This is a genomic window from Pedobacter psychrodurus (genome assembly GCF_004331735.1).
GTDB lineage: Bacteria > Bacteroidota > Bacteroidia > Sphingobacteriales > Sphingobacteriaceae > Pedobacter > Pedobacter psychrodurus.
Window position 1 is genome coordinate 39,119 of the sequence record NZ_SJSO01000008.1, and the last position, 26,195, is coordinate 65,313.

Genomic DNA, 26,195 nt, shown 5'->3' on the forward strand with positions numbered 1-26,195 from the left:
TGCCCGTTCGTTCAGGCGGGCGCCTGCAGGCCTTAGGCTCAAGGCCGGTATCCGCCATGTCGGGTTTATATCAGCCCGTTTACTGCACTATTTGAAGTTAATTAAACCCGGTAGCAGCGGGCACGATTCCCGACACAGTCGGGATGAGTAAAGCGGATAACGGGACTTTCGGAACCGATTGACACTGAAACCTGATTTTCAAAATGAGATTGGAGAGGCTAGATATGAGATTTGAGAAGCAAAAAAACCTCGCAGGTTTTAAAAACCTGCGAGGTTTAACGACAAACAGTTAAGTAACATTAACTCAGCCTAATTCTGCTGCTCTTTTTTATTAATAAAAAAGTAGACAGGCACACCCAATAAAACAATCACAAGTCCTGGCCAGGTATATTGTTGTTTATAAATTAAGAGCAAAATGCAAAATGCTGCCCCGATCAATAAGTAAATAATCGGTGTAATTGGATATAACCAGGTTTTGTAAGGCCTTTCAAGCTTAGGTTGTTTTATCCTTAAATAAATAACACCAAAAACAGTGATCATATAAAAGAGCACAATAACAAAGGAGATCATATCTAATAGGTTACCATATTGCCCACTTAAGCATAAAGCAGATGCCCAAATACCTTGCATCCAAAGCGATCTCTCAGGAACTCCATTTTTATTATTTTTAAGCGCTGCTTTAAAAAACATCCCATCATTTGCCATTGTTTGAAAAACCCTTGCACCCGCTAATACGATTCCATTAACACAACCAAAAGTAGAAATCATCACCAATAACGCAATTACAATTGTGCCTATTCCGCTGCCAAAAATTTGCTCTGAGGCTGCAACAGCAACCCGATCATTGAGGGCAAAAGCTATACTATCCCTATTTAAAGTATTCAGATATATAAAATTGACCAATAAATAGAGTATCATCACTGCTGAGGTACCTAAAACCATAGAACGCACCACATTTTTTTTAGGGTTTTCGATTTCTCCTGAAACAAAGGTTACGTTTTCCCAAGCCACACTCGAAAATACCGAACCTACCATTGCAGCTGCAATTCCGCCCATTATAGTCATTCCAGAAATGGATTCCCATCCGGATTTCAGGAAATTCCCACTCATATCTGTTTTTAGATTATTGAATGCTTTCCATCCAAAGGCCATATTTTCAGTCCAAAAACTGTTTTTCACCAGAAGAAAGCCTAAAATAATTAAGCCAATTAAAGCAACAATTTTAGATCCAGTAAAAATATTCTGCAATATTTTACCACCTTCAACACCTTTTGTATTAATATAAGTTAAAAGCAGAATAACACCGATAGCTAAAATCTGGATCCAGGTAATTTTATAACCGCCGCTTTGAAAAATTGGAGCAGCATCATTTAAAGCAGGGATTAGATAGGCCGTAAATTTACCAAAAGCAACAGCAACAGCCGCAATAGTTCCTGTTTGAATTACGGTAAACAAGCCCCAACCATAAAGAAATCCCATCATTTTACCAAAAATCTCTTTCAGGTAAGTGTATTGTCCACCCGCTTTAGGAAACATTGAAGAAAGTTCTCCATAAGAAATTGCGGCTGCAACGGTCATCACCGCAGTTATCACCCATACCACAATCAACCAATAACCAGAACCTAAATTTCTCATGATGTCGGCACTAACAATAAAGATCCCGCTTCCGATCATTGAGCCCATTACCAGCATTGTAGCATCAAAAAGGCTTAATTTTCTTTTAGAAGGCCCATCTTCCTTTTCAATTTTCATTTTAGTTCAGTTTAGTTTTGTGGCTAATTTATTTAAAAAAAAGAAATTAGGAGCGCTTCGCATGTATTATTTTAATGGAGCGAAATTTTATTTGCCTTGGTAATGAAAATTTTAATCACAAGAAAAATATTTTATTATCTTGCTAGATATAAGTACGTAGTTTGGAGCGAGGCGTTTGGTGCTTCGCATTTGAAGTAGATTAAACAATTAACCGATTTAAACAGTTAACCAATTACACAATACTATAAACAACTAACCAAATATAAAACCAATTATTAACTATGGATTTTTTACAAAACAATTTAATTTACTGTATCCCGGCGCTGGGCCTTGTCGGGATTATAGTTATGATGATTAAAAGTGCCTGGGTAAACAAGCAAGATGCAGGTGATAAAAATATGCAAGAACTTGCAGGCTACATAGCCGATGGTGCGATGGCCTTTTTAAAAGCCGAATGGAGGGTCTTGAGCATTTTTGCCGTTTTTACGGCTGCACTGTTGGCCTATTCCGGAACAATTACCGAAATTAAAGGTGTACCGATGCATTCGAGCTGGATTATCTCTATCTCTTTCATTATAGGAGCCGTATTTTCTGCAACTGCAGGTTATATCGGAATGAAATCGGCCACAAAAGCGAATGTTAGAACCACACAGGCTGCCAGAACAAGTTTAAAACAGGCCTTAAAAGTTTCATTTACGGGTGGTACCGTAATGGGTTTAGGAGTAGCTGGATTAGCAATTTTAGGTCTTGGTGGATTATTTATAGTTTTCTTACAGCTATTTCATGTTACGCATGTAGATAGCACCGAAATGAGAACAGCTATCGAGGTTTTAACCGGTTTCTCATTAGGTGCAGAATCAATCGCTTTATTTGCCCGTGTTGGTGGTGGTATTTATACAAAGGCTGCCGATGTAGGTGCCGATTTAGTGGGTAAAGTAGAAGCCGGGATTCCAGAAGATGATGTACGCAACCCTGCAACCATTGCCGATAACGTAGGTGATAACGTAGGTGACGTTGCAGGTATGGGTGCCGATTTGTTCGGTTCTTATGTGGCAACGATATTAGCCACCATGGTTTTAGGACAAGAAATTACCGTAACCGATAAATTCGGGGGCATGTCGCCTATCCTTCTACCAATGGTAATTTGCGGATTGGGCATTTTATTCTCTATTATAGGTACCTGGTTTGTAACCATTAAAGATGATAAATCAAATGTTCAAACTGCTTTAAACCTGGGCAACTGGTCTTCAATTTTGATTACAGCGATTGCCTCATTCTTTATCGTAAAATGGATGCTGCCAGAAACTTTAAGCTTACGTGGTTATGAATTTTCGAGCATTAATGTATTTTATGCCATTATTGTGGGTTTAGTAGTGGGTACAATTATGAGTATTGTTACCGAATATTTTACTGCAATGGGCAAAGGGCCTGTAAATTCTATTATCCAACAATCATCTACCGGACATGCGACCAATATTATTGCAGGCTTGGCAGTAGGAATGAAATCGACCGTTATTCCAATTTTGGTTTTGGCCGGAGGGATTATGTTATCGTACCACTTTGCAGGCTTGTATGGTGTAGCCATTGCTGCAGCAGGCATGATGGCTACTACAGCTATGCAGCTAGCAATTGATGCTTTCGGACCGATTGCAGATAATGCAGGTGGTATTGCCGAAATGAGTCAGTTACCTCCAGAAGTACGTGAACGTACCGATAATTTAGATGCAGTTGGAAACACCACTGCAGCCACTGGAAAAGGATTTGCTATCGCCTCTGCAGCATTAACCTCTTTGGCATTATTTGCCGCTTTTGTAGGTATAGCAGGTATTACCGCGATAGATATATATAAAGCTCCTGTTCTTGCCGGTTTATTTGTTGGCGGTATGATACCTTTTATCTTTTCAGCGCTATGTATCCAGGCGGTGGGTAAAGCGGCAATGGATATGGTGCAGGAAGTTCGCCGTCAGTTTAGAGAAATTCCAGGCATTATGGAATATCAAGCTAAACCTGAATATGAAAAATGCGTGGCCATTTCAACTAAAGCATCTATTCGCGAAATGATGATGCCTGGCGCTATCGCCTTAATCACTCCAATAATTGTTGGTTTTACTTTTGGCCCAGAAGTTTTGGGTGGATTGCTAGCCGGAGTAACCGTTACAGGTGTATTAATGGGTATTTTTCAAAGCAATGCAGGTGGCGCCTGGGATAATGCCAAGAAATCATTCGAACAAGGTGTAATGATCAATGGCGAAATGCACTACAAAAAATCAGAGCCACATAAAGCTTCTGTAACTGGCGATACTGTTGGAGATCCTTTTAAAGACACTTCGGGCCCTTCAATGAATATTTTAATCAAATTAATGTCTATTGTTTCACTAGTTATTGCTCCATACATCGCAGTTAAGGCGATTGCAAGTGAACATAAGCAGGAAGTTCGAAAGGAAATCAGAATTGAGCAAAAAACAGATAGTTTAGGGCATACAATTACCGACACTTTAACAAATACAACCAATACATTAAGTCGTTAGTTGTAAAATCATAGATATAATAAAAGTAAAAGGGATTTTTAACCAAAATCCCTTTTACTTTTCCGTAATTTTTAATTACGTTTGGAGCTGAATTTATTATCACCAAAAAACTACATAACACTTTAACTAAACTTTTATTTATGAATCTTAAAAAGCCTATTGATGTGCTTATAGCAGAATCTGCTGAAAGTGGCGAGGGCACGCTCAAAAGAACATTGAGCAGCACGAGCCTCGTTGCTCTGGGTATTGGGGCTATTATTGGAGCAGGCTTATTCTCTTTAACTGGTATCGCTGCAGCTGACCATGCAGGACCAGCTGTTACTTTATCATTCGTACTTGCAGCTGTTGGCTGTGCTTTTGCTGGATTATGTTATGCTGAATTTGCATCGATGATCCCTGTTGCGGGGAGTGCTTACACTTATTCTTATGCAACCATGGGTGAGTTCATGGCTTGGGTTATTGGATGGGATCTGGTTTTAGAATACGCATTAGGTGCAGCAACTGTAGGCGTTTCATGGTCAGGATATTTCAATAAACTATTACATGAATTCGGCCTAGAAATGCCGCTCTATTTAACAAAATCATTTGCAGAAGCAGATGGTGGAGGGATTAACCTTCCAGCAGTAGTTATTGTTTCCCTACTTTCATTAATGTTAATACGTGGCACAAAAGAATCTGCAAGCCTTAACAATGTTTTAGTAGTTGTAAAGGTTGCGGTTGTAATCATATTCATCGCCCTTGGCTGGAAATTCATTAACCCAGCTAACCATACCCCATACATTCCTGCAAACACTGGTGTTAAAGGAGAATTCGGTATTTCGGGGATTGCTGCAGGTGCGGCATTGGTATTCTTCGCATTTATTGGTTTTGACGCTGTGAGTACTGCTGCTCAAGAAGCAAAAAATCCACAAAAAGGTATGCCGATCGGGATTTTAGGATCACTGGTTGTGTGCACAATACTATATGTTTTATTTGCTCACGTAATGACCGGTCTAGTACCTTTTTCAATTTTTAAAGGAGATGCTTCTCCAGCTGCTACAGCATTTAAAGTTACTGGTTATGGATGGCTACAAATGGGTTTAATTATTGCAATTTTAGCGGGTTATACCTCTGTAATATTGGTAATGTTGATGGGACAATCAAGGGTGTTTTATACCATGTCGAAAGATGGTTTATTACCTAAGTTTTTTAGCAGTATCCACTCTAAATTCAGAACTCCTTTCAAAACCAACCTATTCTTCATGCTATTTGTAAGCGTATTTGCAGGTTTCGTTCCAGTTACAGATTTGGGCCATATGGTATCCATAGGCACTTTATTTGCTTTCTCGTTAGTTTGTATTGGTGTAATGTTATTGCGTAAAACTGATCCAGACAGGCCTCGTCCATTCAAAACACCATTGGTACCTTTCGTTCCAATTATGGGTGTAATTGTTTGTGTTTATTTAATGTCTTCATTACCTTTTGAAGCATGGATCAGGTTAGCCATTTGGATGGCGCTGGGTATAGCGATTTATTTCTTCTATGGTAAAGGAAATTCAGTATTAAGAAACAAAGGAAAAGTGGTTGGCGCAGTAGATCCACCAAAACCCGAGTTATAATATTTAAATTATAAAAAATAAAAGCCCCGACCAAAAGTCGGGGCTTTTTTACGTTAAATAATTGTTAATAAAACTACCTTTGCAAAAAAATTGATAACATGTGCCGCAATTCTGCAAAAATTAAAAGCGTTTACTTCTCCTTAACCATTGTTTTGCTATTCATTTCTACTGCAGGATATGCACAAAGAACAATTAACGATGTAATGGATTCTACCACGGTAAACCATTTGCTCATTATTTCGAAGAAATATGGCTCATTATCTTTAGCGGATACCTGCAGCCTCAATTCCAGGTTGCTCAAGCAAACGGCACACAAGCAGAATATCAAGGTGGAAACTTTGGTGAGTTTACCAATAATCGGTTTAGATTAAGAAGAGGACGTTTAAGAGCCGATTACATGATGTTAACTGATGATGGCAGCCCCTCTACGTATTTTGTTCTTCAGTTTGATGGTACAGAACAAGGCGTTGCCATTCGCGATTTCTGGGGCCGTTACTATGAAAATGAGTGGAAAATACTCGCGGTTACTTTGGGGCTTTCGGGCCGTCCGTTTGGGAACGAACTGCAATTATCATCTTCAGTGAGGGAAGCACCTGAGCGTGGAAGGATGTCGCAGATTTTAATGAAAACAGAACGTGATCTGGGGGTTACCTTTACCTTAAATCCAAGATGGAAAGATGCCAGATTGAAAAACTTTGTATTCGATTTTGGAATTTACAATGGACAAGGCTTAGCTGGTAGCGGAGAATTTGATAACAGTAAAGATTTTATTTTCAGATTAAGCCACAAAACCTATGCGTTTAATAAGTTTACCATTGCTGGCGGTATAAGCACCATACAAGGCGGTTTAAACCATCGTTTACCCGTGAGCTATAAAATGGACAGAATCAACAATCAATGGAGAATGATGAAGGATTCGTCGGTTACCACCCTGAATAAGGTAGCCCCAAGGAGATATTACGGTGCCGACATCCAATTGGCAACTAAAACCAAAAGCTGGAAATCGGAATTAAGGGCCGAAGTGGTATCAGGTTTACAAACGGGAACTTCAACCACATCAACCACACCAGGCTCCTATCCTGTCGATAGCAAATCTGTAGCCTTGCCTTATTATACCAGAACTTTCAATGGCGCTTATCTTACTTTTGTACAAACCTTGAACAGTACCAATAATCAGCTTATTTTAAAATACGACTGGTATGATCCGAATTCAAAGGTAAAAGGGCTTGATATTTCCAGCGCCCAGGGGCTTTCTCCAGCAGATGTTCGTTTTGATACTTTTGGCTTTGGTTTTTTACACCACTTTAACCCACATTTTAAAGCGGTGCTTTATTACGATATCATTAAAAACGAATCGACCCAAATTCAGGATTATACCGCTGATAGAAAAGATAATGTGCTCACTTTAAGAACACAGTTCTATTTCTAATAAATAAATGTACAATTGAGGAATTGATACAAATTCCGCTACCTTTGCTTAAAATTGCGCTGCTATGAAATTCGATTTTATGACGTTCAACTTAAGCCAGATCCTATCTACAACGATGGTGCTCTTCGCCATTATCGATATTTTAGGCGCCATTCCCGTTGTGATCGAACTGCGTAGAAAAGCAGGCCACATCGAATCAGAAAAAGCATCGCTTGTGGCTACAGGCTTAATGATCCTATTTTTGTTTGTCGGCGAATCGTTATTAAAAGTAATCGGATTAGATGTAGAATCTTTCGCCATTGCGGGTTCATTTGTGATCTTTTTTATTGCTATGGAAATGGTATTGGGGTTAACCATTTTTAAAGAAGAAGCACCAGAAACAGTCTCTATTGTTCCATTGGCCTTCCCTTTAATTGCCGGAGCTGGAACAATGACCACACTGCTTTCGCTAAAAACAGAATACCATACCCAGAATATTTTAGTAGGCATTATACTCAACATGTTGTTTGTTTACTTTGTATTAAAGAACACCAACAGACTAGAAAAACTCTTTGGAAAATCGGGTTTGAACATTCTGCGTAAGGCCTTTGGTGTAATTTTGTTGGCTATAGCGATTAAATTATTCAGGAATAATACGGGGCTTTAAGGGGGCAGCTAGATCGTCATTTCGACTGAAGCTTACCAATCTTTCATTGGTAGCGAAATGGAGAAATCTTTAACCTTACATTAAAAGATTTCTCCACAACGGTCGAAATGACGATCAGTCCATTAAATGACAATCATTCAATCAATCTGTAACAATAATTCCGTATATTCATCTAAATATAAAGCTTACATCATGAACAGCTTTGAAGAATATACCTTAATTATTGGAGCTATAGCCGTTTTAATCGAAGCGGTGAAACACTTCAAAAAGAATTTCAAATCCTGGTTTGAACATACGTAGAGTGTATTAAATCGATTTCTATTTTTTTTAAATAGATCCGTCATTTCCAACTTGATTGGAAATCTTAAAGCATTAGGATTCCCGCCTGTGCGGGAATGACGGCCTGGGAAGATATTCACTGATCTTATAATCCTTTAATCTTGGCTAATCCTGGCTTTTCTTAATCAATCTCGCCACAAACATCGTATCGGCGTTGTTTTCATAACCCTTTATCAATTCCATCTTTTCCAGCTCTAATGGCAACGTGTCAATTATATGTTGTACAACAGCCTCGTTTTCGGCTTCAAAAGCAGAACAAGTAATATAAATTAAGGGTTTACCTGGCTTTAAATATTTTACAATATTTTGGACAATCGCCTTTTGGATGCTTGCAAATTGATTAATTTTCCGTTCCTCGAAAAACGTGAGCATTTCGGGTGTTCTCCCCCATGTACCAGAACCAGTACAAGGAGCATCCAAAATGATCCCGTCGAATTGATAGTGGTGTAAAACCTGATCGTTGTTCTTTAAAAGATCGAGTTCTTTCTTATGATACTTTTTGATCCCAGCTAAACGGAAACGTTCATCTAAATTTAAGAGTACACTTTCTCGCAAATCAGAAACCAAAAGCTCAATAACTGGCTCAAAACTATGTAAAAGCAAAGTTTTTCCGCCCGATGCTGCACAGCAATCCCACCATTTATCCCATTTATTCGGTTTAAAATAATTGCCTGTATGTTGTGAAGATAAATCCTGAACCTGATAACTGCCTTCTTTTAAAACGGTTTCAAGCTTGGTTCCATTGGGTAATGCCAAAGCGGTTTGAGAAATAGCTTTAACCGCAACGTTTTCATCACCTAATTTTGCAACAATAGCTGCTGATTCTTCGGCTGCTACCCTAATAAACAGATCTGGCTGTTTGAAGAATGAAGTAAAAAATGCTTCTTTATCGATATCGCCAGAAAGCGAAGCATGAAAAGGATATACCTCTTTTATATCAAACTTAGGGTATTTGGTTTTAATCAGGTTTAATTTCTCCTCTAGAGGCAAAGTGATACTTCCCACTAGATCAGGAAAATTTTTTTCTACAATCTGGCTTAAAGTGTCGTGACATAGAAAATCGGCAATGCTCAAACGTTCTTCCTGGGGAAGTGCTGGTAAAGTCTTACCTAATCTAAAAAAACTATAGATATGCCGCGTAGCCCATCTCCTATCAGATGAACCCATTTGCTTATGTTGCTTAAAATAGGTGGGTAGAAAACGATGCAAGGGCAAACTTCCATCATAATTATTCAAAATCTGTTCAAAGGCTCTTAACTGATGATCTGCTCTCATGCAATAATTAAAAATGGAAGAAAAAATTATAAATTACTCAACTAGGTTTAGCGCAAAGTTTTTAAACCTCAGCAACATTAAACTGGTGTTAATATAGCCTAATTTTTCATCATGGATAAATGAAAAGTTATTATGAAGGCCTTTATATTTATCTTTTACCAGATAATCTCTATATTCCTCTCCGTAATTAGTTAATAGTTTACCAAAGTAGTAGCCAACATCAAATCCCTTAAAGGCATATTCTCCAGGCTCAAATCCGTACCTGTAACGGTATTTTTTGATAAAGGCAACAACAGCGCTGCTTTTGTAGTCTATTTTATAAGAAGAACTGATAATGGTATTTAGGTCTTGTAATTTATCAGTTGGGTAGTTCTGTTTTACCCAGTTAGGATGCCCGAAAAGATTAATATTATAGCCACCTGTAGGAAGATGCTTTAACCTAAACAATTTTTCTACCGTTGGCAGTACAAAAGTCCTGTCGGATGAAGTAAGCACCACCACATACGCTTTCCCTTTGATCATTTTTGTTTCAAAAGTATAAGCAGATGCATACTCTTGCACCACAAATTTTGTGTTCGCCTGAAAATAACTTCTAATTGGTGCTGCAAATTGCTCATCTTCTGTTTTCTTAGGATTAATCAGTACTACTGTCGTACTGGTAGGATTATAATTTTTAGCAATGTATGTGGCTATCTTTTGTCCATGTAAACCAATATTATTTACAATGGAGACCAGATTTGGGTTATTAAATTCAGCAGGCTCTGAGGCGGCCAAAGGAGATACTATAGTTGCATTATTTTCTTTAGCATAATTGGAGATAAATTTCAGTCCATCAGGAAAAACCGGGCCAATAATTAAATTGCTTTGTTTAAAACGCTCATTTTTGTACAAGACAGCTATATGTGCATTATCATCCTGGGTATCAAAAACATTTAGTTTAAAATTTAAACCCTGGGTAGCTGCAGAATCCAGTCCCAGCCTAAAGCCCTGATAAAAATCGATAGGCATTGCATACTTTTCGATATCGGCTTTTGTGGCCGTTTTTAAATTCAGCTCATCCAACTTAAAGGGTACAAGTAACGAAACACTTGCCTGCGAAAACCTTTTGACCGGTTTTTTATCAACCGGCTTTTCTTTTTCAACTGGTTTACTCGTTTCGGGCTTGGGTGTCCTGATTTTAGGCGAACAAGCACTCAAAACTACTGCAAACAAAACGAACAACCCATAAACCTTCTTGAAATTCATACCTATCATTTTTAACAAAATATGCTAGCAAAGTTTATTCCACCTTGCTAGCATATCATTTATTTTATGCAGTTTGGACTCCAAACTGAAAACTCACAACTCCAAACTAAACTACTCCCACTCTATAGTTGCCGGTGGTTTAGAACTAATATCGTATACCACTCTATTGATCCCTTTAACTTTATTGATGATTTCGTTAGAAATTTTAGCCAATACCGGATAAGGTAAATGGCACCAATCTGCAGTCATACCATCAAGTGATTCAACCGCTCTTAACGCGATAACATTTTCGTAAGTACGCTCATCACCCATCACCCCAACAGATCTTACTGGCAAGAAGATTGCGCCTGCCTGCCACACTTGATCATATAAACCTGCTTCTTTTAAATTGTCGATATAAATTTTATCGGCATCCTGTAAGATAGCAACTTTTTCTGGAGTAACCTCTCCGATAATACGGATACCTAGGCCTGGTCCTGGAAATGGGTGACGGCCTAAAATAAACGTTTCTAAACCTAAAGCCTTACCTACTCTTCTTACTTCATCTTTAAACAAAGTTTTAAGCGGTTCTACTACTTTAAGTTTCATAAAATCTGGCAAACCGCCCACATTATGATGCGATTTAATGGTTGCCGATGGGCCTTTAACTGAAATCGATTCAATAATATCAGGATAGATGGTACCTTGGGCCAACCACTTCACGTCTTGAATAAGATGCGATTCTTCGTCGAATACTTCGATAAACACACGACCGATGATTTTACGTTTTGTTTCCGGATCTTCTACTCCGGCCAACTGACTCAAGAATTTATCCTTTGCATCAACGCCTTTAATGTTTAAGCCAAAATCTTTGTATTGCTCTAAAACACTTTCATATTCGTTTTTACGCAATAAACCATTATCAACAAATATACAGTGTAGGTTTGTGCCGATGGCTTTGTGCAAAAGTACTGCTGCAACACTACTATCAACCCCCCCAGAAAGCGCTAAAACAACTTTATCATCCCCTACAGTAGCTTTAATATCGGCAATTGTAGTTTCAACAAAAGCTGCAGATGTCCAATCTTGGCTGCATCCGCAAATATCAACCAAGAAGTTTTCTAGAAGGATTTTTCCATCAGTGCTATGCGTTACTTCAGGGTGAAACTGGATGGCATAAGTATCTGAATCTTTAATGTGATAAGCTGCCACTTTTACGCTATCGGTACTGGCAATCAGTTCAAAATTTTCTGGAATATCGGTAATGGTATCACCATGGCTCATCCAAACTTGCGAGTCGATGTTAATACCCTTGAATAATTTATTCTCCTGGTTTACAAAATTTAAGTTTGCACGACCATATTCGCGCGTTGAAGATGGCTGTACATCGCCACCAGAATGTTGGGCGATATATTGTGCACCGTAACAAACAGCTAATAATGGGTATTTTAAATGGTATTTCGATAAATCGATTTGAGGTGCATCTTCCTGGCGGACAGAATAAGGGCTACCTGAAAAAATAACTCCTTTTACATCAGGCGTAACCTCAGGAAGATTGTTATATGGATATATTTCACAGTAAATATTTAGTTCGCGAACCCTACGAGCGATGAGTTGTGTAAATTGCGAACCAAAATCGACGATAATGATTTTTTCTTGCATCCGCAAAGGTACCAATTACATATGAGATTTGAAGCCGGAGATTTGAGATTTTTAGAAGGAAAAAGTCCGAAGTCGGCAGTCAGAAGTCCGAAGTCGATTAATCGATTGAATTAACCAGTATACAACTTGCAATCACTAATGAACTAACGACAAATGAACCAGTGAACCTTTAAGATTCCATCAAAACCACCTCTACCCCAAATTTCCTTAAAAAATCTACCCCTTCGTCGCTAGGCAAACCTTTGTAAGCCGCATACGATTTAGAATAATAAACCAATTTAATTCCTGAAGATAAGATTAACCTGGCGCATGCAATACAAGGCGATAAGGTGGTATATAAAGTACAACCTTCTATCTTCGACCCATTTTTAGAGGCATACAGGATAGCATTTTCTTCAGCATGTAGGGCTAAAGAGCAACTTCCCTTACTATCACGTGCGCATCCATGCTCTGGCCATTCCTCGTCGCAATTGTGCGTACCGGCCGGTGGGCCATTGTAGCCAATAGAAATAATGCGGGTATCTTTTGTTAACACTGCACCTACATGGGCACGCACGCAATGCGAGCGGGCTGCCAAATCGGTGGCAAGGTTCATGAATATCGAATCGAAACTTGGTTTATCTGTCATTATAAAAATCAAAAAAGCCACAGAGAAATAATCTCTGTGGCTGCAAAATTACTTTATTAAAAATTAATGTCCGCCAGAAAGTTTCTTATCGAAAGAAATTCCCTGCGATCTTAAAATCCCACTTACTCTCCACGCATAAAATGCCAGATAAGCAAAACAGATAATACCAACTACGTAACTGTATTGGATACCTGTAGCTTCAGATACAACACCCTGAAGCCAGCTGATGATACCACCACCCATAATCATCATGATGAGAAAACTACTTCCCTGACTGGTGTGCTTACCTAAACCACTTACAGCTAAAGTAAAAATACAAGGCCATAGTGTGCTACAGAACAAACCAACGCTTGTAAAGGCGTAAACACTTATCATGCCTTTTGTAAGCATGCCGATTAATAGCGCAGCAATACCAATTGCCGAAAAAATCAATAACATCCTGGCGGGATTACCTTTACTCGCCATATCGGCAGCAATTAATACCAAGATAATTAAACCATATACATAAAATGGAGCAAGGTCATGTTTTGCAATTGCATTTACGGCTAAGAAAATACCAAAAGCTAAATATGGTGCAATAAAACGTAATACTTTTTGCGTACTCACATTATCCGTAAATGCTTCAACAGCACCCGTCCAACGTCCAATCATCATGCTTGCCCAGTATAGTGAGATGTAAGGAGCAATATCTTTAATGGCAAATCCTAAATCTTTCTCCATGTAAGCAGGCAGGTTACTTGCGGTAGAAACTTCTACGCCTACGTAAACAAAAATGGCAATCATACCTAAAACCAACTGAGGATATTGTAAAGCAGAGCCCTTAATCGATTTAGTATCATCAACCGACGCTTCTACCAAAGCAGGTCTATCAGGCAAAGACGACATTTTTAAGAAAATAGCAACAGCGATAAAGGCAACACCCAAAATTAGGTAAGGAATTTTAACACTTTCTACACTGATATCGGTAGATGCGTTTGCTGCAGAACCGAAAATAGCAAAACTCACAATTAGGGGGCCGATAGTTGTACCGAAGTTATTGATACCGCCAGCTAAAGTTAAACGTTGCGAGCCGGTTGTAATCGGACCTAATGCAATTGCCAAAGGATTGGCCACTGTTTGTTGTAAAGAAAAACCCAATGCAACGATAAATAAACCCGAAAGCATTAAAGGGAACGAGTGCAGGTTTGCCGCTGGATAAAATAATAATGTTCCAAGTGCAGAAATAACCAAGCCAAGTGCAAGCGAATTTTTATAACCTAGTTTGTTTACAATATCCTGTCCAATGATAACTGAAATACCATTATAAATTAAAGCGCCCACTGTATAAGCTATATAAAATGCCAATGAAACCAATTGACTTTCGGCTTGCGATAAATCAAAAGCTTTTTTAAATACCGGTATTAAAATGTCGTTACTGGCGGCTACAAAGCCCCAGAAAAAGAATACCGTGACCAAAGGAATAAATTGCCCCCATTTGGTTTTTGTCTGTTCTGAACTCATTTTTTAAATTTAGTTTTAGTGGCTCTAAACATAAATAAAAAAAAATGAAAACCAGTAAATTTTATGCAACCTATGCAACAAAAATAAATGTTATTTGTTTAGGTATAAAATTGCATATTCGCATATTATAAACAATACAATGCATGTTTGAAGCCATATTACTAGGTATAGGAGCAGGGATTATTTCGTCGTTTTTAACAGGGCCGGTATTTTTTGCAATGATCAAAACCAGCATAGAGAGAGGTTTCAAAGCTGGATTTTCTTTAGCAGTTGGCGTAATTATTAGTGATGTGGTCTTAATAGGCCTGGTTCTTTTTGGAAGCCAGTTTTTCGATTACAAAGCAGAATTTGATAAATATGTAGGCACTATTGGGGGCCTATTTTTGTTAGCCGTAGGTATATATTACCTGGTTTCTAAAATAACGGTAAATTACGATAGTTCAACTTTACAAAAAGTAAGCAAGAGAGGCTACGTGATAAAAGGATTTTTAATGTGTATCCTTACCCCATCCACACTAATGTTCTGGATTATTGTAAGCGGAATCATCTCGGTTAAATTGAATAACATGCTGAATGAAAAATTAGTCTGCTTTTTTATCGCCATGGCCACCCAATTGAGTATAGATGGAGCAAAGAGTTTTTATTCGAGTAAACTCCGTTATAAAATAAAGGAAGATGCGCTTAAAAAACTAAATAAAATCGCGGGTGTCGTTATCATCTTCTTTGCCATTTGGCTCATCGTTAAAACTTACCTGAAGTTCTACGCATAGGTTTTAACACAGAGATCACAAAGAAAATCACAGAGGACATAGAGTATTGTAAGTAGCTAAGGCCTGGCACACATGGAATCTCCTCACGCTTTGTCACCCTGAGAATAATTTATTGCATAAAAATCAAAATAAATGACAGTAGAATTTAATGGAAATAAATCTCCCGAGGGATCGTCATTGCGAGAAGGCTTTTTCAGCCGACGAAGCAATCTTTATGGCAGGATCACTAGCATGATAGATTGCTTCGTCGTTCCTCCTCGCAAGGACGACCTTTTTTTGGAGTCTGTCAATGGTAGCGGAGTCGAAGGGCAGACCAAAGATTTATTAAACACCAATTTTTATTTTTTGAAAACCAGGTACAGTGTTATTATTATCGTTAGTCCTGCCAATGCTGCAAGTCCTCACCCGATAAAGGATCGGGCTTGCGGGCTTTCCGCGAATGTCAGGTTTATGTAGGAAAATGCAGTAGCATTAATTAAAGATCCTCACATAAATATTCAATCCAACTACGCTACATTATTTGTGTCTTCGTGCCTTGGTGGTAAAAAATAATGTGCATTGGTCACCTCGAATTTAGCTCAAAGGCTCTCCTTTCCCTGTGGAAACCCAATGTCCTCAGTTGTAAAAAAGCAAAAAAATAGCCCATAAAATATGAGCTATTTGTGATTTAAAGTCCCCTTTAGGGGATTTAGGGATTAATAAGCCCTTTGGTTATTTCCTTCTTTCCAGTTAACAAAAGCTTTATTTACCACTTTGTTTCCACCTGGGGTTGGATAATTTCCTGAGAAATACCAATCTCCTTTGTTTTTCGGACAAGCTTCGTGCAAGTTCTCTAAACTTTGATAAATTACTTCAACCTCCGCAACAGTACCTTTTGGGGTAATAATCTGTGCAATTTTAGCCGAAATTTCTTCAGGAGTAAATGGTTTATAAATTTCTTTAACGTGGTTTACAATTTCCTCTTTAGGTAAAAGTAACGAAGCCTTACACTTAGTATAAACATCTTCAATCACCTGCCACATGCCACGTTCAGTTAACAACTGAATAGCCGCATCGAAAGCAACGAATTGTCCCATCCTACTCATATCGATACCATAACAATCAGGGTAACGGATCTGAGGTGCAGAAGAAACAATAATAATTTTCTTAGGGTGTAAACGGTCAACAATTTTAATGATACTCTGCTTTAATGTAGTACCACGTACAATAGAATCATCAAGCGCAACTAAAGTATCCTGATGGTTATTGATAATACCATAAGTAGTATCGTAAACGTGTGCTACCATTTCGCTACGGTCTGCATCCTGAGTAATAAAAGTTCTCAGTTTTACATCCTTAACTGCAAGTTTTTCAACTCTTGGTGCCAGCGATAACAAATCATCTAATTGCTGATCGGTTAATGTTTCTTTTTTATGTAAAAGTATATCTTTCTGGTGTCTGCGAACATATTGCTGTACACCATCAACCATTCCGAAAAAGGCCACTTCTGCCGTATTCGGAATAAATGAGAATACGGTATTTTTTAAATCGTAATTAACGGACTGAAGAATTTTTTCGCTTAATAAACGGCCTAACTGTTTACGCTCGCGGTAAATTTCTACATCACTTCCTTTTGAGAAATAGATGCGCTCGAAGGAACAAGATAATCTTTCGGTAGGCTCGCGAAATTGCTCCATGCTTACCTCTCCGTTTTTCTTGATAATTAAAGCATGACCAGGATCGATCTCTTTAACATCTTTAAACTGAATATTAAATGCAGTTTGTAAAGCTGGTCTTTCAGAAGCCGCTACAACAATCTCATCATCATAATAATAATACGCCGGACGGATACCTGCCGGATCGCGCATAATGAACGAATCGCCATTACCCACCATACCACAGATCGAATACCCTCCATCCCAGGTTTTGGCAGAGCGGCGAAGGATATTGGCAATATCTAAGTTATCAGATATTTTGTGCGTAATCGCAATATTGTCGTGCCCGTCTTTTTTGTACTGATCGAAAAGCTCTTGGTTTTCATCATCTAAAAAGTGACCGATCTTTTCCAATACCGTAACAGTATCTGCTTTTTCTTTTGGATGCTGACCTAACTCGTACAATTGCTCCAATAACTCATCAACATTCGTCATGTTAAAGTTACCTGCAATAACCAGATTACGTGTCATCCAGTTGTTTTGCCTTAAAAAAGGGTGGCAATTTTCGATACTGTTTTTACCATGCGTACCATAACGCAAATGGCCCATTAACACCTCGCCGATAAAGCTTACGTTGTTTTTGAGCCATTCTGTATCCTGCATTAATTCAGGAGTGTTTTCTTGGATATCAACAAATTTGTTCTGTACATATTCGAAGATATCTGCTACCGCATTAGATGCCATGCTCCGGTATCGGCTAATGTACCTACTGCCTGGTTTCATATCCAGTTTAATGGTGGCAATACCCGCGCCATCCTGGCCCCGGTTATGCTGTTTTTCCATTAAAAGGTATAATTTGTTAAGGCCGTAAAGTGCTGTACCGTACTTTTGCTGGTAGTAAGAAAGTGGTTTTAACAGGCGAATAAAAGCGATTCCGCATTCGTGTTTTATCTGATCACTCATTGTGTGGGTTTGAAGCCGCAAAGTTATCCTTTTAAAACATTACAACCTAAACAAAAGTGTTTTCTTTTATTATGATGAGTTTAAGCTGACAGATGTTCCAAATGTCCACGAATCTGCCTTTGCTACTTAAAATTATGTATTATTAATTAGAATCTTTCTAAATAATTTGCATAGTTAGTGTAAAATTAACACTTTTGCGCTATTATTAAGATTTAGTCTAAATTGAAGAAACTATACACATCCCTATTTTTCTTTTTGATTTGCCTCACTGCCTTGGCGCAAATCAAAAACGTGGTTACTGGAAAAGTGGTCGACCCTCAAAACAAGCCATTAGAACTTGTTAACCTTAAAGTTGTAGAAACCAACCAATACGCTGTTACAGATAAAAATGGATTGTTCAGGATCAATGGATCGGAAACGAACAATATCCTAACTCTGGAATTTTCGTACATCGGTTTTCAAAAGTTAAGATTACCCATAGCCATTAAAGCCGGAGAAACCAATCTGGGCAACATTACCTTAAAGGTTTTGGATTTAAGTTTGGAGAATATTGAGATTAATGCAAAAAGGAATTATTCGGGTTCAACCAACTCATCGCTGATTATCAACAGGGATATGATTGAGCAAATTCCTGCACTAAGTGTTAACGATTTGCTGAATCAAATTCCGAATAGAAAAATTCAACCACCATCGTTACAGAATATCCAGAATTTAACCCTTCGCTCTGTTTTTGAGCCTACTACAACAGGCAGAGATCCCTTTACGCTGAATAACTCATTTGGCGTTGCAATAATAATAGATGGAAATAATATCTCTAATAATGCCAATATGCAGGGCTATAATCCAGGCTTAAGAGGCCTTGGTAGTACAAGCGTTAGTAGCAACTCATTTGGATTAACAGGTACAACATCTACAAGTTCTTACAGTGGGGATTTTGCTTATGGTGGTACTGATTTAAGGCAAATTCCAGCAGATAATATTGAGAGTATCGAAGTTATTGCAGGAGTACCTTCCGTAAAGTATGGCGATCTATCTGATGGAGCCGTTATAATTGAAAGGCAGGCAGGTAAATCGCCGGCATATGTACGTATGCAGGTTCGGGATAATGCAACATCTTATAATTTTTCTAAAGGATTTGTACTCAGTCCCAAATTGGGAAGTTTTAATGTAGGCGTAAACTATGTTAATTCTTACGCAGATAACAGAGACAAGATTAAAGCTTATAAGCGTATCAATACCAATGCGATGTGGACTAATAGCTTTGGAAAAGAAAAAAGGCTAAAGAATACTTTGAGTTTTGATTATGGCAGAAATCTGGATGGCATTAAAAAAGATGACGACGATCCCACAAGCAAAATATTAAATTTCAATAGTTGGAATTTGAGCTTAAGCAACCGTACAAGTTATAGTATTGGAGGTGATTTTATCAAAAATATAAGTTTAAACCTTCGTTATAGTAATTCACACCAACGCACTTATACCGAACAACTTGTAAACAACCCTTATATATTATATAATAATGCAACCGAAACGGGCCTTACCAACGGTATTTATGATAAAGGTGTTTATACTGCAGTAAGTGATGTAGATGGAAGGCCGGTAACTGCCTCCGCACAATTAGACTTAAATGGAGAATTTAGAACTGGAGAAATAAGACATAACTTAAACTTTGGCGGTAATTTTTCTTATGCAGCCAATAATGGGCTCGGAAGGCTTTCAGACCCAAGTCGGGCAAGGCCTGGTTACAATACTACCGGAAACAGCTTATCAAGCGGTCCGAGCGAGCGATATTACGACTTTTCTCTTGCTTATGCACAAAAAGATTTTGGCTTATACACTGAAGATGTATTTACTTTAAAAATCAACAACCGCGATTTAAATTTTAGAGGCGGGTTGCGTTTAGATGGTCAAAATGGTTTTATAACTCTTTCTCCACGAACAAACATAAACTATCAGATAAGCGATGATTTTAGACTAGGCTTTGCCTATGGTCTTTCGGTAAAATCGCCTGGTTTAGCGCAAAGATATCCTGGACCGACCTTTGTTGATGTTCCACTGATTAATGCGTATAATGGAAATGCCAACGAAAGTGCAAGTATTTTTTATGTCCAGCGTTTTGATCCTGATGGCAGCAAATTAAAATCATCAAAAGGACAGACTTTCGAACTTACCGGATTATATAAAATAAAAGATTACCAGTTATCTTTTTCATTATTCAATAAATTAAATACACAGGGATACAATACAGTTACCCAATATGATATTTTATCTCTCCCTCAATATACTGCCGTTTTTGTACCAGGCTCAAAACCTATCCTCACCCAAAATGGGGTAAAGAGGTTTCTGATTAACCATAATGAATTTAATAATGACCTTAAAACAGATAACCAGGGTTTCGATTTAATACTGAGCACCCCAAAGTATGAGGCAATATCTACTTCGTTTAACATAAGCGGGGGAATATACCGCTCGAATTATCAAGAAACTTCAGATCGATTTGGCAGTACGATTTCTGATAACAACACTATACCTGATTATCCGGTTACAGGTGTTTATGCTCCAAGAAAACAAACCACATACTTTAGCTCTGGCAGGGTAACTTCGTCAACACACATTCCTGCAATTAGCCTAATTGTGCAGTTGACAGCAGAATTTAGTTTCTTAAACAAAACACTTGTTAATGCAAACGATGGTGTACCAAAAGGATATTTTACACGTGATGTAAGATACATTGAAATCACAAATCCTGATCCAAGTAGCACAGTTTATGGGCACTTATTTATACCTGAAAATGAACTTGTATCAGATAATCAATACCGAATTTATTCAAATTACCACTTAAGTCTCGCTAAAGAGATTAAGAAGAGGTTTAGGTTTGCTTTTAATGCCTATAATTTCTTGAACTACCAACCCAGGTACCAAAAACCAGGCAGCAACACAGTCACATCACCCAACGGGGCACCAACATTTGGTATAGAATTATCCCTGAAACTTTAATCAGCATGAAAAAGATTTTATTAATAATAGTTATCGGGTTATTATTTTCCTGCAAAAAAACACATCAGCCTGATGTTCTTCCAACTGACCTTAATGTAAAGGTTGCTTTTGATCTTGCAAATAGCGGTTATACATTCTCTGTTCTAAATATTACCGTTAGAATTAAAAGCTTAACTTCCGGAAGATACCTCTCGCTTACAACAAACGATAAGGGTTTGGGGACTTTTAATGATCTGCCCGCAGGAAGGTATGATGTAGATGTAAGCTATACAATATCAGCTGCAGATTATACATCCATAACCGGAATCATTACAACAAAACCAGTGGTATTTAATGCAACAGAAAAAAACAAGCTGGTTAATAAAGATAATAATGCACTACTAACACTTAATCTTAAAACCGGAGCTATTGGTAACTGGTTAGTGAAACAGGTATATTATGCAGGCTCTGACAGAACTTTAGGAGCGCTTTACAGAGATCAGTTTATTGAAATCTATAACAATACAGATGAGACAATGTATGCTGATAGCTTATATATTTCTGAAATCTGGGGCAGGCAAAGTACAACTAATACAACTTTCAATTTACAAGCCAATGGGCAATATGACTGGACTAAATCACTAAACATGACAACTGCCAACGGGGATCCCAATACAGACTTCATATACGCAAAAACGCTTTGTATGATCCCTGGAAATGGCACAACATATCCTGTAAAACCAGGGCAAAGCATTGTGGTGGCCCAAACTGCATTAAATCATAAATCGCCTTTTACCGGAACTGATGGCGTAACCATTTCTGTCCGCAACCCTGAGTTAACTGTCGATCTGAGCAAGGCAGATTTTGAAGCTTACTATGGTTCTTTTGTTCCAAGGCCGTTAGATTCGGATATCGATAACCCACTTGTTCCTAACGTTGATGTGCTCTCTTATACAGGCACAGATATGATTTTGGACAATACCGGTAGAACTGGCATTGCCATTTTTAAAGTAGATAAAACACAGGATGTTAAAAACTGGCCAATGTACAATGAACCGAGTAAAACTATGCCGTCATCAACAGCACGTAAGTATTATCAGATACCTTCAAGATACATCATTGATGCGATGGAAATCCAGCCAAATGTAGCTTCATCCAGATTGCCCAAGAAATTAGGAGCCGACCTTGATGCCGGGTTTGCGTTTGTTCCCAAAGGTGCCTATACATCTCAATCTGTTATCCGTAAAACGGAAAAGATAGAAAATGGAAGGGTAATACTAAAAGATACCAATAACTCCACAGAAGATTTCGACTTTTTAGATGTCGCTCTACCTAGGGCTTTTAAATAAAATACACAAACACGCATCATTTCGATTTACATGAGAAAACTCATCATCATATCAATAATTACATTAATGCCTACTTCTCTGCTTTTTGCACAAACTAACGACGAGACTTCAAAAGCCCAATCATTAGTAAGCAAAAGCTATTCAATAGATTCAGCATTAACACAACTGTATCAATTTTCGAAGGAAAATCCATTGTTTATGGAAAAGATGATGCAAAATAAATTCAATAACCTTACCATTAAATATGATTTAAACAAGGGGCATTATATACCGGTTCAGGGTGCTTCTAAACTACGAGCACTAACGTTGTTCAGCGAGGGTAAAACAACCTTAGAAAAGTTTCATCTTTATGGGGCATTTAATTACCAAAGAAGTACTGAAGACAGTACACGATGGGCGCACCAATCAAGATTTAGCAATAGTTCTCCATATTATTTTGGCTCAATAAAGAATAATCACTACGAACGTTCGGTTTATAAAATTAATGCTGCGGTAAGCAGAACAATGATCGGCAATAACTTACCACTTTCTTTAGGATTAGATTATAGAATTGGAAATCATTTTAGCAATAACGATCCCCGTGGTGATGTAAAAGACTTTCAATTTAATATTAACCCTGCTATTGGATATCATATTTCGAAGCCCCTTTTAATTGGAGTTGGCTATCAATACGGATACGGACGTGAACAAATTGGGGTTGGATATAAAAACAGTTCCTACATCGAAAATACAGTGGGCGAAATCTTCACCAATTATTTAATGAGCGGGTATGGTGGGGCACAAATAGTTCAGGTTAAAAATTTATTAAGATACGATAACGATCAAGATCGTCAATATGCGAAAGTATTTGTTAATTACGCTGCCACACAAAATGATAATTTAATCTTGGCATTAAAGAAAGGAAAGGAAACCCAGCTTTTTAAACGTAATTTAACTGATAATGTTGGCTTTGACGAGTTTTTGAATTATGAAATCAAACATTCGTCTGCAGATTTGATCTGGCATAAAAATACGGACAAAAATGAAATTAATTTCTCGCTAAACTACAGCTACGATGCGGGTGCCGGCTATGATTATGGACTTGCGGGTGTAAATTACATAAACGATCAAGAGTATTATGGCCTAAAATTATTCTACACGCTAAAAGGCAAAAATGGATTGATCAATAATTTAAATTTTGGGGTTCAACATTCTGAAGATATTAAGCGCGATGGAAATTATGCCGTTGATATTTCTTATAGCAGAATTAATTTTAATGCAGGCTGGGGAATAAATAAACAATTGGATAAAGAACATAGCTTTGGCGCTGCAGTATCAGCAAGTTATAGTCTAAAAACTTCATCAAATTTTTATGCACCAATTGAAACCGAAAATATATTCTACAATTATGTAATGTACCCCAATTATCAGTTCAACACCTCAAATAATTATGGAATTGGATTAACGGCTGATTATTTTTTCCCAACTTACAAAGGAATACAAACCTCAATCAAGGTTTCAGGAAACTATATCCAACGGGTAGGCAATTATATTGATCTTCAAAGAACAACATTTAACACCCCTGGCAAAGACCGTTTTTCTTCCAATATCAGCTTAAATCTCTATTTTTAACCCCATGAATAAAATTTTTGCCATCCTTGTTTTAGCCCTTACCGGATTAATCCTATTTTCTTTTCAATCCGCCGATTTTAACGATGAGGATGAACTGAGTATAGATAGCCTGCGCAAAGTATATTCGAAACCTACTGATCAATGGCCGAAACCAACGGTTGATAAAGACGCCGTTTTTCAGGAATTGGGCGAAATCCCCCCTTCTCCGGTGGATTTAAAAAACGATTCGACAAAAAAAGTTGTAGAGCTGGGTAAAATTTTATTTTTCGATCCACGCCTATCAGGTTCGAACCAGATTTCGTGTTCGAGTTGCCATGCACCAGATTTACATTGGACAGATGGCCGTCAGGTTTCTGTAGGTCACGATCATTTAACCAATATCAGAAATGCGCCCTCGTTAGAGAATGTTTGGTTTTACAAGCGGTTGTTCTGGGATGGCCGTGCAGCCAGTTTAGAAGAACAGGCAGGCAGTCCGGTGGCGGCACATAACGAGATGCACCAGGATATGAAAGTTTTACCCAAGAAGCTCAGTAAAATTAAAGGTTATCAACCTTTATTCGCAGCTGCCTTCGGGTCAAAAGAAATTACCAATAAAAGGATCTTCGAAAGTTTGGCTACATTTCAACGCAGCATCGTAAGCAGAAGAACCCCTTTCGACCGCTTCTTAGCCAAAGACAAAAAAGCATTGACAGATCAGCAGTTAGTGGGGCTCCATTTATTCCGCACCAAAGCGCGCTGTATTAATTGCCATAACGGACCATTCTTTACTGATAATGAATTTCATAATGACGGCTTAACTTATTATGGACGTAAATATGAAGATTTGGGATTGTACAACGTAACCAAGAAACCAGAAGATGTGGGTAAATTTAAAACTCCAGGTTTAAGAAATGTGATGAAAACTGCTCCATGGTTTCATAATGGATTATTTCCTGATATAGATGGCGTAATGAACATGTACAATGTGGGTATGCCTGTACAACGTGTAAAACCAGAACAGTTAAATGATCCTTTACTGCCTAAAAACGATAAGTTATTGAAAGGCCTAAAATTGAGTATCGCAGAAAAAGATGCAGTTGTTGCCTTCTTAGAAGCATTATCTTCGCCTACTGTACTTACACGTGTAGAGCAGTTGCCACAATAAGCAGTTTGGGGTTGAGAGTTTGGAGTAGATTTAGTCGCTTTAAAGGGATAATAAACATAGAAATCTTCCCACCATGGGTGGCGACAAATCATGAGTCGGTAGATTTCAGTTAACAATTAACCTACATTGTATTGATTAGACTAAAAGATTGCTTCGGCTCCCTCAACCCAGCCTTGCAATGACGAATTAGAACTATGAACAGTTAACCAGTTTGAACAATTAACCGATTAACCATCTCTACATTTTACTCGACGTCAACGCTTCTCCAAAGAATATCGAAGCATGTTCATCAAAAGCAATGGGGTCACCGCTGGTATAAAAAGATTTCTCCCCCTGTTTCCCTAATTTTTGTTCCATTTCAGGGTGTCTCTTTAAATAATCAACTAAACTACCCGCTACAATCTCGCCTTGCGTTAAAACGTTTATATGGTCGGGAAATACCTTCTTCAGTTTAGGCATTAACAAAGGGTAATGCGTACAGGCCAATAACACACAATCGATATCTGCCGATTGGCTAAGTAATTGATCGCAATATTCGTTAATAAAAAAGTCTGCCCCCGATTGTAAATGTTCGTTATTTTCGATCAGCGGAACCCACATTGGGCAGCTTTGCTGGTAAACCTTAATCTCAGGAAAAAACTTATTGATCTCTAAAAGGTAAGATTGAGAATTAACAGTACCCCTCGTTCCCATTACTCCTACCGCTTTGGTATCCGTATATGCATCAATTACCTCTGCTGTAGGCCTTATTACCCCAAGCACTCTCCTATCTGGATATTTAGTTGGCAAATCCTTTTGTTGGATCGTTCTGAGTGCTTTAGCTGATGCTGTATTGCAGGCCAGAATAACTAAATAACATCCTTTCGCAAAAAGCCATTCTACACATTCTAAAGTATATTTATAAATGGTATCAAAAGAATGATCGCCATAAGGCGAACGGGCATTATCGCCTAAATAGATGTAATTATAATCAGGCAATTTATCGGCAATAGAACGGAAAACCGTTAAACCACCATAACCTGAATCGAAAATACCTATTGGTGAAGCGTTTTGCATCTGTGCTGTTGGAAAGTTAGAATGTTTGTTGTAAAGTTGAAATGTTATAATGGTAGTCATCCTGAACTTGTTTCAAAATCTTACTTGAGCAAAGTCAGACATCAAAGATGC

Annotated in this window: 19 protein-coding genes; 11 read left to right on the plus strand and 8 right to left on the minus strand. The window is 38.0% G+C overall.

Annotated features, from left to right (window positions below):
• Positions 1-309: 309 nt before the first annotated feature.
• A complete protein-coding gene (locus EZ456_RS11835; protein WP_131530385.1) occupies positions 310-1,752 on the minus strand; it encodes an APC family permease in 1,443 nt (480 codons plus the stop codon).
• Positions 1,753-2,033: 281 nt separating this feature from the next.
• Here EZ456_RS11835 and EZ456_RS11840 point away from each other — a divergent pair, with 281 nt between their 5' ends.
• From EZ456_RS11840 to EZ456_RS11860, 5 genes are all read left to right on the plus strand, one after another.
• Positions 2,034-4,280 (plus strand): sodium-translocating pyrophosphatase, encoded by a 2,247-nt coding sequence (locus EZ456_RS11840; RefSeq protein WP_131530387.1) that lies wholly within the window; start codon positions 2,034-2,036, stop codon positions 4,278-4,280.
• Positions 4,281-4,420: 140 nt separating this feature from the next.
• Positions 4,421-5,878, plus strand: a complete 1,458-nt coding sequence (locus tag EZ456_RS11845; RefSeq protein ID WP_131530389.1) for an amino acid permease — start codon at positions 4,421-4,423, stop codon at positions 5,876-5,878.
• Positions 5,879-5,976: 98 nt separating this feature from the next.
• Complete coding sequence (locus tag EZ456_RS11850; protein ID WP_131530391.1) at positions 5,977-6,249, plus strand: hypothetical protein; 273 nt, start codon at positions 5,977-5,979, stop codon at positions 6,247-6,249.
• A 26-nt stretch (positions 6,250-6,275) separates the two neighbouring features.
• Positions 6,276-7,307 (plus strand): porin, encoded by a 1,032-nt coding sequence (locus tag EZ456_RS11855; protein ID WP_131530393.1) that lies wholly within the window; start codon positions 6,276-6,278, stop codon positions 7,305-7,307.
• Between the two features lie 79 nt (positions 7,308-7,386).
• The gene (locus tag EZ456_RS11860) at positions 7,387-7,953 is read left to right on the plus strand and encodes a MarC family protein (protein WP_029274105.1); all 567 of its coding nucleotides are present in this window, start codon (positions 7,387-7,389) and stop codon (positions 7,951-7,953) included.
• Positions 7,954-8,397: 444 nt separating this feature from the next.
• On the opposite strand, the gene EZ456_RS11865 is transcribed toward EZ456_RS11860, so the two are convergent.
• The 5 genes from EZ456_RS11865 to EZ456_RS11885 form a co-directional block, all read right to left on the minus strand.
• A complete protein-coding gene (locus EZ456_RS11865) occupies positions 8,398-9,567 on the minus strand; it encodes an RsmB/NOP family class I SAM-dependent RNA methyltransferase (RefSeq protein ID WP_131530395.1) in 1,170 nt (389 codons plus the stop codon).
• Positions 9,568-9,600: 33 nt separating this feature from the next.
• Positions 9,601-10,812 (minus strand): ABC transporter substrate-binding protein, encoded by a 1,212-nt coding sequence (locus EZ456_RS11870; RefSeq protein WP_131530397.1) that lies wholly within the window; start codon positions 10,810-10,812, stop codon positions 9,601-9,603.
• A 111-nt stretch (positions 10,813-10,923) separates the two neighbouring features.
• Entirely contained in the window at positions 10,924-12,453 is a 1,530-nt protein-coding gene (gene guaA / locus EZ456_RS11875) for a glutamine-hydrolyzing GMP synthase (protein WP_131530399.1), read from the minus strand.
• Positions 12,454-12,622: 169 nt separating this feature from the next.
• Positions 12,623-13,081, minus strand: coding sequence for a deoxycytidylate deaminase (locus tag EZ456_RS11880; RefSeq protein WP_131530401.1), 459 nt, complete (start codon positions 13,079-13,081; stop codon positions 12,623-12,625).
• A gap of 63 nt (positions 13,082-13,144) precedes the next feature.
• A complete protein-coding gene (locus EZ456_RS11885; protein WP_131530403.1) occupies positions 13,145-14,581 on the minus strand; it encodes an MFS transporter in 1,437 nt (478 codons plus the stop codon).
• Between the two features lie 143 nt (positions 14,582-14,724).
• Between EZ456_RS11885 and EZ456_RS11890 the strand changes: the two genes are divergently transcribed.
• Both EZ456_RS11890 and EZ456_RS25325 read left to right on the plus strand, forming a co-directional pair.
• The gene (locus tag EZ456_RS11890) at positions 14,725-15,351 is read left to right on the plus strand and encodes a LysE family translocator (RefSeq protein ID WP_131530405.1); all 627 of its coding nucleotides are present in this window, start codon (positions 14,725-14,727) and stop codon (positions 15,349-15,351) included.
• Between the two features lie 132 nt (positions 15,352-15,483).
• A complete protein-coding gene (locus tag EZ456_RS25325) occupies positions 15,484-15,807 on the plus strand; it encodes a hypothetical protein (protein ID WP_131530407.1) in 324 nt (107 codons plus the stop codon).
• A 239-nt stretch (positions 15,808-16,046) separates the two neighbouring features.
• Here the strand turns inward: EZ456_RS25325 and EZ456_RS11900 are convergent, their stop codons facing one another.
• On the minus strand, positions 16,047-17,948 hold the full coding sequence (locus tag EZ456_RS11900) for an amidophosphoribosyltransferase (protein WP_131530409.1): 1,902 nt from the start codon (positions 17,946-17,948) through the stop codon (positions 16,047-16,049).
• A gap of 273 nt (positions 17,949-18,221) precedes the next feature.
• Here EZ456_RS11900 and EZ456_RS11905 point away from each other — a divergent pair, with 273 nt between their 5' ends.
• From EZ456_RS11905 to EZ456_RS11920, 4 genes are all read left to right on the plus strand, one after another.
• Positions 18,222-20,945 (plus strand): TonB-dependent receptor, encoded by a 2,724-nt coding sequence (locus tag EZ456_RS11905; RefSeq protein WP_165501309.1) that lies wholly within the window; start codon positions 18,222-18,224, stop codon positions 20,943-20,945.
• Between the two features lie 5 nt (positions 20,946-20,950).
• Entirely contained in the window at positions 20,951-22,273 is a 1,323-nt protein-coding gene (locus tag EZ456_RS11910; protein ID WP_131530414.1) for a DUF4876 domain-containing protein, read from the plus strand.
• A 66-nt stretch (positions 22,274-22,339) separates the two neighbouring features.
• Entirely contained in the window at positions 22,340-23,884 is a 1,545-nt protein-coding gene (locus EZ456_RS25120; protein ID WP_205945076.1) for a DUF6850 family outer membrane beta-barrel protein, read from the plus strand.
• A gap of 4 nt (positions 23,885-23,888) precedes the next feature.
• The gene (locus tag EZ456_RS11920) at positions 23,889-25,028 is read left to right on the plus strand and encodes a cytochrome-c peroxidase (RefSeq protein ID WP_131530416.1); all 1,140 of its coding nucleotides are present in this window, start codon (positions 23,889-23,891) and stop codon (positions 25,026-25,028) included.
• Positions 25,029-25,265: 237 nt separating this feature from the next.
• Here the strand turns inward: EZ456_RS11920 and murI are convergent, their stop codons facing one another.
• Positions 25,266-26,084: a glutamate racemase gene (gene murI / locus EZ456_RS11925; RefSeq protein WP_131530647.1), complete on the minus strand. Its 819-nt coding sequence runs from the start codon at positions 26,082-26,084 to the stop codon at positions 25,266-25,268.
• Between the last annotated feature and the right edge of the window lie 111 nt (positions 26,085-26,195).